This window comes from Lutibacter oceani (assembly GCF_003384935.1).
Taxonomy (GTDB): domain Bacteria; phylum Bacteroidota; class Bacteroidia; order Flavobacteriales; family Flavobacteriaceae; genus Lutibacter; species Lutibacter oceani.
Map to the genome: position 1 here is coordinate 831,522 of NZ_QTTQ01000010.1, position 13,332 is coordinate 844,853.

Here is a 13,332-nt window from a genome sequence, read left to right on the forward strand (position 1 = left end):
ATTCTTAATTTTGTTTTATGGAAAACGATTTAAGTAATTACAGAAGAAATTATCAAAAAATTGAACTTTCAATGAAAGATATTTCTGACAATCCAATGGAATTATTTCAAAAATGGTTCTATGAAGTTGAAGAATTTGGTAGTGATGTTGAATCAAATGCCATGACAATTTCAACTATAGGTGAAGATGGTTTTCCAAAAAGCCGTGCAGTATTGTTAAAAAAATATACCTGGGAAGGTTTTATATTTTATACAAACTATAACAGTGAAAAAGGGAAGTCGATAGCAAAAAACCCAAATGTTTGCTTGTCCTTTTTATGGCATAATATTGAACGTCAAGTAATTATTAAAGGTGTGGCTGAAAAAATAGCAGAAAACTTATCAGATGGTTATTTTGAATCTAGACCCGATGGAAGTAAATTAGGTGCTTGGGCATCAAACCAAAGTGAACCTGTACCATCACGTAAATTTTTAGACGACCGTTTACTTCAATTTGAAAAACAATTTAAAAACACTGAAATTCCAAGACCAAAACATTGGGGAGGCTATATTGTAAAACCTATAAGTATTGAATTTTGGCAAGGAAGACCTAATAGAATGCATGATAGAATCAGATATACTTTACAAGAAGATTTTGATTGGAAAATTGAACGATTAGCTCCATAATTTTTATATTTGAAATTCAACAAACTAAAATGAAAACACTTTATATTGTTAGACACGCAAAATCATCTTGGGAATACGAAGACATAAAAGATATTGACCGTCCTTTAAAAAAAAGAGGCATTAATGATGCTTATCTCATTTCAAACGTGTTACATAAAAAAATTGCAACACCCGATGTTTTTATATCAAGTTGTGCAAATAGAGCTTTACATACCGGAATGATATTTAGTTACACTTTTAACTATCCATTAGCAAATCTTAAAATAAGTAAATCACTATATAATTTTAGTGATGGTTATTTAATTAAAACAGTAAAAGCATTAGATGATGGTTTTGATTCTGCAATAATTTTTAGTCACGACCACGGAATTAGCACCTTTGTAAATAAATTTGGAAGTTTACAATTAGACCATGTTCCAACTTGTGGAGTAGTAGGAATTAAATTTGATACCAACCACTGGAAAAATATTAAAGCTGGAAATACCTTTTTAACCGAGTTTCCTAAAAACTTTAAATAATATTATTTTGAAAATTGAAAAACTTGCTGGGATAGATGTTGGCTCTAATGCTATACGTTTATTAGTAGCTAACGTAATTACTGAAAATCATGGGGCAAATCCAAGTTTTAAAAAATCTGCATTAGTTCGTGTACCAATTCGTTTAGGAACGGATACTTTTATAAAAGGTATTATTTCAGAAGAAAACAAATTAAGAATGATTAAAGCTATGGAAGCTTTTAAACTTCTTATGGATATTCATGGTGTTCAAAATTATTATGCCTGCGCTACCTCTGCAATGCGAGAAGCCAAAAATGGAATTGAAATTGCAAATGAAATTTTTGAAAATACAGGTGTAAAAATTAATTTAATTGATGGTAAAAAAGAAGCTTCCATTATTTTTTCAACAGATTTATTCAACATTATTGAAAACAATAAATCTTATGTTTATGTTGATGTTGGAGGTGGAAGCACAGAAATTACAATTTTTTCAAACGGAAAAATTATAAATTCAAAATCTTTTAAAATAGGTACGGTACGTTTACTAAATAAGCAAAAATCTTTTAAAGATGTATGGGAAAATATGGAAGTTTGGATAACAGCCAATACACAAAATTTAAATAAACCTATTTTAATTGGTTCTGGTGGAAATATTAATAAAATATTTAAACTTTCAGGAAAACTAATTGGAAAACCTCTTTCATATATTTATATGAAAGCTCAATACCAATTTCTAAAACATTTAACCTTTGAAGAGCGTATTTCGGAATTAGATTTAAATCCCGATAGAGCTGATGTTATTATCCCAGCCACAAAAATATACTTATCTGCAATGAAATGGAGCAAGGCAAAAAAAATATATGTTCCTAAAATAGGACTTGCTGACGGAATAGTTAAAAGCTTATATTACAATAATTTATAAATTATTGTAATATAAGCTTTTAAGATAATGCCATATTTATAATTTCACAAATTCCGCTACTAATTTACCCACAGTCTTTTCAGCAATTTTTGCATTTTTCTGTACTTCTTCATGAGAAACCGCTTCAACAATACCCTCAACTCCCAAATCTGTTATAACAGAAATACCAAAGCATTCCATCCCCATATGTTTGGCAACAATTACTTCGGGCACAGTTGACATTCCAACGGCATCAGCTCCCAAAATTTTGACCATTTTATATTCTGCAGGTGTTTCAAAAGTTGGTCCTTGCAACGCTAAATAAATCCCTTTATGTATGGAAATATTTAAAGTACTGGCAACCTTATCCATTTTAGCGATCATTTTTTTACTGTAAGCTTCGTGCATATCAACAAAACGAGGTCCAAAACGATCTTCATTTTTTCCATGTAATGGATGCACAGGCATTAAATTAATATGATCCGTAATTAGCATAATATCTCCTACTTTAAAATTAGGATTTACACCTCCAGAGGCATTTGAAACAATTAATTTTTCAACACCTAAAAATTTCATAACTCTAACAGGAAAAACCGTCTGTTCCATTGACCAACCTTCATAAAAATGAAAACGTCCTTTCATAGCAATTACAGTTTTACCACTCAGTTTTCCAAAAATTAATTCTCCCGAATGTCCAGCAACAGTTGATACTGGGAAATTTGGAATTTCGGCATAAGAAATTGTAAGTTTTATATTAATTTTTTCTACTAAATTACCTAAACCAGTTCCTAAAATTATTCCATAATCTGGTGATGTAATTCCTTTATTTTGTAAAAATTTAACTGTTTCTTGAACTTTGTTCCACATAGTTTTTTATAATATTATCAAAATCATTTTTATGATTTATGAATTTTGTTTTTATTGATATATAATTCAAATTTTTAAACTTGTCAAAGATACGAACATAATCTTTCTCTGTTGTTAAAAGAATTTTATTATTAGTTTTTAACAATTCAAACCTCTTATTTATTTCACCTATATCTTTTGAGTTAAAATGATAATGGTCAGGGTATTTTAAATGTTCAAACTTGATATTTTTCTCTTTTAAATATTTTAATAAAGGCTTCGGTTTTGCTATTCCAGTAATTAATAAAACTTCTGCACTTTCCAGTTCTGATAAATTAACTTTTAAAGTACCCTGAAGTTCATTTTCATAATCAATTGTTGTAAAAAATACTGTTTGATATAATGAAGGATTTAATTTTTTGGTAATTTCAAATTGCTCATCTTCAGAAAGAGTTTCGGGACATTTTGTTACAATAATTAAATTAGCTCTACCAGCACCTGATACTTTTTCTCTTAAATTTCCAGTAGGCAACATTGTATCATTAACATACAAATCGTTATAAGGCGTTAACAAAATATTAAAACCTCCTGCTACTTTTCTATGCTGAAATGCATCATCCAGTAAAATTAATTGTGGTGGGTTAACCAGCTCTTGTAATTGTTGAATTGCATTTGTTCTATCTGCATCAACACAAACAATAATATCTTTAAATTTCTGATAATATTGAAATGGTTCATCCCCAATTAATTCTGCAGAAGCATTTTCATTGGCAATTATAAACCCTTTACTTTTTCTCTTATAACCTCTACTTAAAACTGCAACTTTATAATCGTTTTGTAATAATCTTATTAAATATTCAATTTGTGGCGTTTTTCCAGTACCTCCAATGCTTAAATTTCCAACCACTATAGTGGGAATATTAAATTCTGTAGCTTTTAAAATATTTTTATTGTATAAATAATTACGCACACTTGTAATTACTCCATACAATACTGAAAATGGATATAATATTTTTCTTAATAACTTCACTAAAAGCGAAAATACAAAACAAATTATAATATTTATGCCTAAAAACTTTAACTTTATAGTCTAAAATTTATCTTTGTTTTTAACAATACCAATTAAATTATGACGATTAGAGATATAACTACCTGTATTGAAGAAATTGCACCATTAAATTATGCTGAAGGTTTTGATAATGTAGGTTTATTAATTGGAGATTACACTACAAAAGTATCTGGAGTTATAGTTACACTTGACACGTTAGAAAATATAGTTGATGAAGCCATTGAAAAACACTGCAATTTAATTGTGAGTTTTCATCCAATTATTTTTTCAGGATTAAAAAAACTAAATGGAAAAAATTACGTAGAACGTGTAATATTAAAAGCCATTAAAAATGATATTGCAATTTATGCAATGCATACTGCATTAGATAACTCATTTCAAGGTGTAAATGCCAAAATATGTGATGTTTTAGGTATTGAAAACAAAAAAATATTAATTCCACAAAAAAATACCATAAAAAAACTAACTACTTACGCTCCAAAAGATAATGCTGAAGAAGTTAGAACAGCACTTTTTAAAGCTGGTGCAGGTAACATTGGAAATTATGATAATTGCAGCTATAATACCCAAGGATTTGGAACATATAGAGGGAATGAAGATTCAAACCCAACTATTGGTAAAAAAGGTGAGTTACACACCGAAGAAGAAACCTTTATAAGTGTGATTTTTGAAAAACATAAAGAAAAAAATATTTTAAATACGCTGTTTAAAACGCATCCTTATGAAGAAGTTGCCTATGATATTGTTCCTTTAGACAATGTAAATCAAGAAATTGGTATTGGAATGGTTGGTGAATTAGCTGAAGAAATGGAAGAAGTCACTTTTCTTAATTTACTAAAAAATACTATGAACGCAAAAGGCATTAGACATTCAAAATTACTTAACAAACCTATAAAAAAAGTAGCTGTTTTAGGAGGTTCAGGAAGTTTTGCCATTGAAAATGCTATAAACGCAAATGCAGATATTTATATAACATCAGATATTAAATATCACGAATTCTACAAGGCTGAAAATAAACTAATTATTGCAGATATTGGGCATTACGAAAGTGAACAATTCACAAAAAATCTTTTAGTTGAGATTCTTACAAAAAAATTTCCTAATTTTGCAATCATTTTATCGCAAAAAAACACGAATCCAATTTATTACTTATAATATGGCTAAAAAGAAAGAAGTTACTGTTGAAGAAAAATTAAGAGCACTTTACGACTTACAATTAATTGATTCAAGAGTTGATGAAATTAAAAATGTAAGAGGAGAATTACCTTTAGAAATTGAAGATTTAGAAGATGAAATTGTTGGTTTAAATAAAAGACTAACTAATTTAGATGATGATGTAACTAGCTTAAAAAATGAAATTTCTGCCAAAAAGCTAGTAATAGAAGAAGCTAAAGGTTTAGTAAAAAAATACAACGAACAACAAAAAAAAGTACGTAACAATAGAGAGTTCAATTCTTTAACTAAAGAAACTGAATATCAAGAGCTTGAAATTGAATTAGCTGAAAAAAGAATTAAAGAATTTAAAGCTAAAATTGAGCAAAAAAATGAAGTTATTGCAGCTACCAAAGAAAATATTGCAAAACAAGAAGATTTATTAAAACATAAATCTGCTGAGTTAAACGATATTATGGGTGATACTGTAAAAGAAGAAGAGCTATTACTTAAAAAATCTGATGAATATGCTGATTTAATAGACGACCATTTATTAAAAGCATATAAAAGAATCCGTTCTACGGTTAAAAATGGTTTAGCGGTAGTTTCTATTGAAAGAGGTGCTTCGGGAGGTTCATTTTTTACAATTCCACCACAAAGACAAGTTGAAATTGCAAGTCGTAAAAAAATTATTACTGATGAGCATAGTGGTAGAATTTTAGTTGATGGGGCTTTAGCTGAAGAAGAAAAAGAAAAAATTGATAAACTATTAAGTTAGTGTTAGTTTAATATTTATAAAATCTAAAAAAAACCTACTTTAATATTAAAGAAGGTTTTTTTTATTGTGTCTCCCTAATATAGAATTACACAAAAAATTTAATAATAAATAAAATTGCTATAATTACCATAATTGGTTTCAGCTCCTTATATCTTCCTGTTAGTAATTTTAATAATACAAAAGATAGCATTCCAAAAACAATTCCTTCAGCTATACTATAAGTTAAAGGCATCATTATAATTGTAAAAAAGGCAGGGATTGCTTCAGTAAAATCGGTTAAATCAATTTTCATAATTGGAGAAATCATAAATAACCCAACTATAATTAATGCTGGTGCAGTTGCAGCAGCAGGAATTATCATAAAAATTGGTGCAAAAAACAATGCTAATGCAAACATTCCTGCAACAGTTAAGGCTGTCATACCTGTTTTACCACCTTCAGCAACACCAGCAGCACTTTCCACATAAGTTGTTACAGTTGAAGTCCCTAAAATTGCTCCAACAAAAGTTCCAATTGAATCTGCAAATAAAGCCTGTTTTACTCTAGGAACATTTCCATTTTTATCTAACATTCCAGATTTTGAAGAAACTCCTACCAAAGTTCCAACAGTATCAAACATATCAACAAATAAAAATGTGAATAAAACAATTAACATATCTATTGTAAATACTTGAGAAAAATCGAATTTAAAAAATATTGGCTCAATTGATGGTGGTAAACTTACAACACTAAAATTTTCAGGAATTACAGTAACACCAACAAATAAACCTATAATAGTTGAAACTAAAATACCTATTAAAATTGCTCCTTTTATTTTTTTTGTTAAAAGTACTCCAATAATTAAAACACCTGCTAATCCAACTAAAACCGCAGGATTTTTCATATCTCCTAAACTTACTAAAGTAGCCGGATTATCTACAATTAAACCTGTTCCTTTTAATCCAATAAAAGCTATAAACAAACCAATACCTACTGAAACTGCATGCTTTAAATTTAATGGTATTGAGTTAACTATAAGTTCTCTAATATTAAATGCAGTTAAAATTATAAAAATTATACCTTCTAAAAATACTGCTGTTAAAGCAAACTCCCAGGTATATCCCATACCAAGAACTACTGTAAATGCAAAAAATGCATTTAAACCCATTCCTGGAGCTAATGCAAATGGTAATTTAGCTACTAATGCCATTACTAAGGTTGCAATTACTGCTGATAATGCAGTTGCTGTAAATACAGCATCTTTATCCATTCCTGCTGCACTTAATATACTTGGATTTACAGCTAAAATGTAAACCATAGTCATAAAAGTAGTTATCCCCGCAACAATTTCCGTTTTTAATGTTGATTTATTTTCTGTTATTTTAAAAAACTTGTTTAACATAATTTATATTTTAAATGTTCCATTTAATTGCTAAAGTTGGTCTACCTTTAATTGTATCATTTCCTCCCGCAAAATTTGAAGATAATTCAAGCTCTCCCCCAACTGAAAAAGTTTTATTTAAATGATACCATAGCTGAGGTTCAGCTAAAAATACTGTATTGTCAGACAATCCATTTTCCGTCCATAAATCAGCAAAACCAGAGAATGTTAGTTTATTTTCAATTAAATTAACATACCAAGTTCCAGTAATTTGGAAATTTCCTTCATCAGCATTTTTTATTGCTTTGTAACCGGCATATGTTGAAAATCCCCATTTGGCATTTCCTTTACTGTAATTTGCACCAAATATCCAGGCATCGTTGATCGTGTATCCTCCTTGAGAAGATTCGGGACCAAATGTTCCCAAACCTCCATTGTATTCAACATGTAAACCTACTGGCATTTTAGCTGTTTTTAAAACACGTGCAATTTCATAGTATCCACCACTTATTCCTGAACTTGCATTGTAGTCAAAATCCACAAAAGTAAATGTGTTACCATATTTATCTACTTTAAAAAGTTCAAATGTTGTGGTGAAGTGATCTCTTTCAAAATCTCGGTGTAGTTGAAAATTTTGGGCAGTAACAGAAACTGTTACAATAATTGTAAAAAGGGTGATTAGTTTTTTCATGGTTATTGATTGTAAAATTAATTGACAAAATTAATTTAAATAATACTATTTAGTCTTATATAATTAATTCAATTATTAACAGGTAATTAACTATTTAGAATTAAAATAAGTAGCGTCCATTTAAAAAAACATTTACACTCAATAGTTTATAAATTTAAAAATTCTTAAAGAAAGAGTGATTTTAAAATTTTATAATCATTCATTTTATTTTAAAATCATAATCATTCAATTGATTTTACAAAATTGTTTTTATTCAATAATTCGAAAAAAATAACACTAATTATATTGGTTTTCAACGCGTTGTGTTGTAGCTTTATGTAACAATTATTTCTAATTTTTTTATTATGAAAAGGACTGGGTTATTATCACGCCTATGGGAATTTCAAAATAATTATGGCTACATATCAGAAAATGCTATTACTGAAATTGCCCAAGAATTAAATGTATCAAAAATTGAAATTGAAGGAGTTATTTCTTTCTACCATTTCTTCCACTTAAAACCTACAGGAAAATACATTATTTATTTAAACAACAGTATTATTTCTGAATTTAAAGGATTTTCAAAAGTTAAAGCTGCTTTTGAAAAAGAAACTGGTTGCACTTTTGGAGCTTACTGTAAAGATCCATTGTTTTCGCTTTTCGAAACCTCGTGTATTGGTTTAAGTGATCAAGAACCAGCAGCTTTAATTAATTTTAAACCTTTTACAGATTTAACACCCGACAAAGTAAAATTAATTATTCAGCAATTAAAAAGCGGTGTGTATCCTGAACAAATAGCGAACAACCCAAAAAGCAAAATTCAGTACACTCCTGAAGAATCTAAAACAGTTTTTTTTAGAAAATACCTTTTAGGCAATTCATTAAAAAAACTTAAAACAAAGAATCCAGAAGCCATTTTAAAAACTATTAGTAATTCCGAACTTGAAGGACATGGAGGTGCATTTTTTCCAACCGCCCTAAAATGGAAATCTTGTAAAGAAAGTAGCGATAACAAAAAGTATGTAATTTGTAACGCTGATGAAGGTGAACCTGGAACTTTTAAAGATAAAGCTTTACTAAACAATCTCCCAGGTTTAGTTATTGAAGGTATGATAATAGCTGCTTATGTTACAGGAGCATCAAATGGATTCATTTATTTAAGAGCAGAGTATAAATACCTCCTTAAAAAATTAGAAAACACATTATTAGAATTTAAACAAAAAAATTATTTAGGTAAAAATATTAATGGTATCAAAAACTTTAATTTCAAAATAAAAATTATAGTTGGTGCTGGAGCATATGTTTGCGGTGCTGAAACTGCACTCATTGAATCTATGGAAGGCAAACGTGGCGAACCAAGAATTCGTAAATATTTCCCTACCGATTTCGGTTATTTGGGCAAATCAACTATTGTAAATAATGTTGAAACTTTTGCAAAAGCAGCCAGAATAATTGAGTTAGGCGCAAAATATATTTCATCTATTGGAACAAAAAAAAGTAATGGTACAAAACTATTAAGTATTTCAGGTGATGTTGCCAAACCAGGTATCTATGAAATTGAATGGGGAATTACCATAAATGAGTTATTACAATTGTGTCAGGCAACATCACCTCACTTTATTCAAATTAGCGGACCGTCTGGAATATGTATTAACAATACCGAATTTAATCGTAAAATATGTAAAGAGGATTTAATTTGTGGTGGATCTGTTATGATATTTAATAATTTTAGAAGTATAACTCGAATTATTGAAAATTATGTCAAATTCTTTAAAGAAGAATCTTGTGGTACATGCACACCATGTAGGGCTGGAAACCAAATTTTACATGAAAAAATAAAAAAAATAAAAAGAGGAATTTGTACTACAAAAGACTTAAATGAGATTAAAGAATGGGGTAAAATAATGCAGTTAACAAGCAGGTGTGGTTTAGGACAATTTGCTGCAAATAGTTTTATGATGGCTATAGATAAATTTGAAGATTATTTTAATCTAAAAGTAGCTAAATGTGATGACAATTGTAAAATTGAATTTGATATGCAAAGTGCAGTATATGATTATGATAATTTAATTAAAAACACCCAATTTGAATTAACCGAGTAAAATTTATTACATTTTTAATAATTTTAAATCCACATATAATACATACTTTAAATTATCAATTAAAATAAACCCTATTTTTTACGAATTTATTAAATTAATTATTTAACAAATCCCTTGATTTCATAAAATCTATTAAGGCAAAATCTAAAATTGTTAAAGATATTTAAACCCATTTAAAAAAACTTTTAATTATAAATAAATCGTTCCAACACATTGAAAATCCAATATTTAAATATGGCTTTATTCGTAACTTTAGTTATAACAAAATAATAATAACTTTTATTATGGATAGAACTCAGCTATTAAATAAACTTTGGGAATATCAACAACAGTTTGGCTATATTTCAAACCAAGCCATTTTAGAAATATCAAAACTCTTAAACGTTTCAAATATTGAAATAGAAAGCGTTATTTCATTTTATCATTTTTTTCACAAAACCCCAACAGGAAAACATCTTATTTACTTAAATAATAGTATAATATCTGAATTTAAAGGTTTTGATGAAGTTAAAACTACCTTTGAAAAAGAAACTGGATGTACTTTTAACGAGCCAGGAAATAATGAATTTACTTTATTAGAAACTTCGTGTATTGGTTTAAATGATCAAGAACCTGCTGCGCTCATAAATTTTCAACCGTTTACTGATTTAACTCCAAAAAAAGTCAAATTAATTATTCAAAAAATTAAAAATGGTGAAAATGTTAAAGATTTTTGTAGTAAAACTATTAGCAAAATAAGATTTACTCCTAAAAATGATAAAACAGTTATTTTTAGAAATTACAGAATGGGAGAAAGTTTACAGCAAATGCAAAAATTTTCACCTCAACAAATTATAGCTAAAATATCAAAATCAAAAGTTCAGGGATGCGGCGGAGCATTTTTTCCAACTGGTTATAAATGGCAATCTTGCAGAAATAATGAAGATGACGCAAAATACATAATTTGTAATGCAGACGAGGGTGAACCAGGAACATTTAAAGACCGAGCTTTACTTCAACATTTACCTGGTTTATTATTTGAAGGAATGACTATTGCTGGTTATGCAACCGGAGCTAAAGAAGGAATAATATATTTACGCGCCGAGTACTTTTTTATTTTACCGGAATTAGAAGCCTTATTACAAGAATTTAGAAACAAAAACTATTTAGGTAAAAACATATTAGGTATAAACAATTTTGAATTTAATATTCGTATTCAAATGGGTGCCGGCTCTTATGTTTGTGGTGCAGCATCAGCGTTAATTGAATCTTTAGAAGGTAGAAGAGGTGAACCTCCTGTACGTACACATTCTGCAACTAAACACGGTTATTTACAAAAACCAACAGTAGTAAATAACGTAGAAACACTCTGTTACGCAGCAAGAATAATTGAATTAGGCGAAGATTTCTTTTTAAATATTGGCACTCCAGAATCTCCAGGAACCAAATTAATTAGTATTTCGGGTGATGTTGCAAAACCCGGTATTTATGAAATTGAATATGGAACATCCATAAGAGATTTACTGGGTATAGAAATGAGCCAGGCTACTTCACCATATTTTGTTCAAGTCAGTGGTCCTTCAGGTGAATGTATTAATAATACTGAGTTTGATAGAAAAATTTGCAGAGAAGATATTTTATGTGGTGGTGCTTTTATGGTATTTAATCGAAACCGGGATATTTTACAGGTACTTAGAAATTTTATGGAATTCTTTAAAGAAGAATCTTGTGGTGTTTGTACACCTTGCCGAGCCGGTAATTATATTTTAACTGAAAAAATAAAAAAAATTCAACGCGGTTTATGTGCTCAGGAAGATGTAGATGAAATGAAGCAATGGGGTAAAATTATAAAACTTACAAGCCGCTGTGGATTAGGTAAATCATCGGCAAATACAGTTACAATGGCAGTTGATAAGTTTAAAGATTATTTTAATGTAAAAATTGCACCTTCAAACTTTAATAAAACTGTTGAGTTTGATATGGAAGATGCAATACATGAATTTGATAGCATAATTAAAGAAACACAATTATAGTTTGAAAACCAATTAAAATGGAAAATATATCATTTAAAATTGACGGAAGAGTTTGTTCCGCCGAAAAAGGTCAAAATCTAATTGAAGCTGCCAAACAGAATGGAATTTTTATTCCTACACTTTGCCATTTCAAACATCTAAATCCGTTAGGAACCTGTAGGGTTTGTACTGTAAAAAACAACGGAAGAACAATTGCTGGTTGTACTGTTAATGTTGAAGAAGGAATAGACATTGAAGTAAACACGCCTGAATTATTAGATGCTCGCAAAGCTATTTTAGAAATGATGTTTGTTGAAGGTAATCACTTCTGCCCTTCTTGCGAAAAAAGTGGCGATTGTCAAATGCAAAATTTAGGTTATGAAACCGGAATTAGATTTACACGTTTTCCTCATTTATTTGTTGATAGAATTGTAGATGCTCGACCTGAACGTATTGTTGTAAATCAAAATCGCTGTATTAAATGTAAACGTTGTATTGAAGAAGTAAGAACAAATGATGGCCACAGAGTTTTTAACTTTACACATAGAGGCAACAATACTGTTGTAGGAATTGATTATGAGCAAGAAGCAAAACTTTCAGAAACTCAGGCAGAACACGCTATGCATATTTGTCCAACAGGTTCAATTTTAGTAAAAGGAAAAACTTTTGGAAAACCATTTGGAGATAGGCAATTTGATTTTGGACCAGAAGGCAAAATGATTCCTTTAAAAGAAGTTAAAAAACACAAAACAACCAATAAGAAAAAACGCATAGCAACAACATCTTTAGCGGGCTGTTTTGGTTGCCATATGTCTATGTTAGATGTTGATTTAGGTCTGTTAGATTTGTTAGAGGTGGTAGAATTCAATAAATCTCCTATAACAGATATAAAAACTTTTACCGAACGATGTGATATTGGTTTAATTGAAGGTGGTTGCTGTAATACACATAATATAGAAGTACTGCGTGAATTCAGAAAAAACTGTGACATTTTGGTTTCTGTTGGTGAATGTGCCATTTGGGGAGGTTTACCTGCAATTAGAAACACTGTTCCGTTAGAAGATTGCTTAAAAGAAGCATATCTAAACTCTATGACTAGTGAAAAAGGAGAAACAATAATTCCAAACCACGAAGATATTCCGAAGATTCTTAACAAGGTATATTCTAACAGAGAAGTTGTAGAAATAGATTATCACATTCCGGGTTGTCCGCCAAATGCAAACCATATTTGGAATGTTGTAAAACACATCTTGTTTGAAGAAGAATATTCAATTGCTTATCCCGAATTTAAATACGATTAA

12 protein-coding genes are annotated in these 13,332 nt (G+C 29.2%); 8 read left to right on the forward strand and 4 right to left on the reverse strand.

Translation table 11 applies throughout. From position 1 onward, the window contains the following. Positions 1–17 precede the first annotated feature (17 nt). Genes pdxH through BX611_RS09155 form a run of 3 tightly spaced genes read left to right on the forward strand, consistent with a single transcriptional unit; the run spans position 18 to position 2,084 of the window. Positions 18–665 (forward strand): pyridoxamine 5'-phosphate oxidase, encoded by a 648-nt coding sequence (gene pdxH, locus BX611_RS09145; RefSeq protein ID WP_115880372.1) that lies wholly within the window; start codon positions 18–20, stop codon positions 663–665. 29 nt (positions 666–694) lie between these two features. Continuing rightward, the gene (locus BX611_RS09150) at positions 695–1,183 is read left to right on the forward strand and encodes a SixA phosphatase family protein (RefSeq protein ID WP_115880374.1); all 489 of its coding nucleotides are present in this window, start codon (positions 695–697) and stop codon (positions 1,181–1,183) included. 4 nt (positions 1,184–1,187) lie between these two features. Then, complete coding sequence (locus tag BX611_RS09155) at positions 1,188–2,084, forward strand: Ppx/GppA phosphatase family protein (protein ID WP_115880377.1); 897 nt, start codon at positions 1,188–1,190, stop codon at positions 2,082–2,084. Between the two features lie 36 nt (positions 2,085–2,120). On the opposite strand, the gene BX611_RS09160 is transcribed toward BX611_RS09155, so the two are convergent. After that, the gene (locus tag BX611_RS09160; protein WP_115880379.1) at positions 2,121–2,930 is read right to left on the reverse strand and encodes a purine-nucleoside phosphorylase; all 810 of its coding nucleotides are present in this window, start codon (positions 2,928–2,930) and stop codon (positions 2,121–2,123) included. Beyond that, on the reverse strand, positions 2,902–3,939 hold the full coding sequence (gene lpxK, locus BX611_RS09165; RefSeq protein ID WP_115880381.1) for a tetraacyldisaccharide 4'-kinase: 1,038 nt from the start codon (positions 3,937–3,939) through the stop codon (positions 2,902–2,904). Before lpxK ends, BX611_RS09160 begins: the two co-directional genes overlap by 29 nt. Before the next feature lie 99 nt (positions 3,940–4,038). Here lpxK and BX611_RS09170 point away from each other — a divergent pair, with 99 nt between their 5' ends. Together BX611_RS09170 and BX611_RS09175 are read left to right on the forward strand one after the other, a co-directional pair. Next, positions 4,039–5,133, forward strand: a complete 1,095-nt coding sequence (locus BX611_RS09170) for a Nif3-like dinuclear metal center hexameric protein (RefSeq protein ID WP_115880383.1) — start codon at positions 4,039–4,041, stop codon at positions 5,131–5,133. Position 5,134: 1 nt separating this feature from the next. Beyond that, the gene (locus tag BX611_RS09175) at positions 5,135–5,908 is read left to right on the forward strand and encodes a zinc ribbon domain-containing protein (RefSeq protein WP_115880385.1); all 774 of its coding nucleotides are present in this window, start codon (positions 5,135–5,137) and stop codon (positions 5,906–5,908) included. 85 nt (positions 5,909–5,993) lie between these two features. On the opposite strand, the gene BX611_RS09180 is transcribed toward BX611_RS09175, so the two are convergent. Both BX611_RS09180 and BX611_RS09185 read right to left on the reverse strand, forming a co-directional pair. Next, positions 5,994–7,289 (reverse strand): NCS2 family permease, encoded by a 1,296-nt coding sequence (locus BX611_RS09180; protein ID WP_115880387.1) that lies wholly within the window; start codon positions 7,287–7,289, stop codon positions 5,994–5,996. Positions 7,290–7,299: 10 nt separating this feature from the next. Then, the gene (locus BX611_RS09185) at positions 7,300–7,959 is read right to left on the reverse strand and encodes a DUF5020 family protein (protein ID WP_115880389.1); all 660 of its coding nucleotides are present in this window, start codon (positions 7,957–7,959) and stop codon (positions 7,300–7,302) included. Between the two features lie 344 nt (positions 7,960–8,303). Between BX611_RS09185 and BX611_RS09190 the strand changes: the two genes are divergently transcribed. From BX611_RS09190 to BX611_RS09200, 3 genes are all read left to right on the forward strand, one after another. After that, entirely contained in the window at positions 8,304–10,040 is a 1,737-nt protein-coding gene (locus BX611_RS09190) for an NAD(P)H-dependent oxidoreductase subunit E (protein WP_115880391.1), read from the forward strand. Between the two features lie 272 nt (positions 10,041–10,312). Further along, a complete protein-coding gene (locus BX611_RS09195) occupies positions 10,313–12,052 on the forward strand; it encodes an NAD(P)H-dependent oxidoreductase subunit E (RefSeq protein WP_262510558.1) in 1,740 nt (579 codons plus the stop codon). Between the two features lie 17 nt (positions 12,053–12,069). Further along, positions 12,070–13,332, forward strand: a complete 1,263-nt coding sequence (locus tag BX611_RS09200) for an NADH-quinone oxidoreductase subunit B family protein (protein ID WP_115880395.1) — start codon at positions 12,070–12,072, stop codon at positions 13,330–13,332.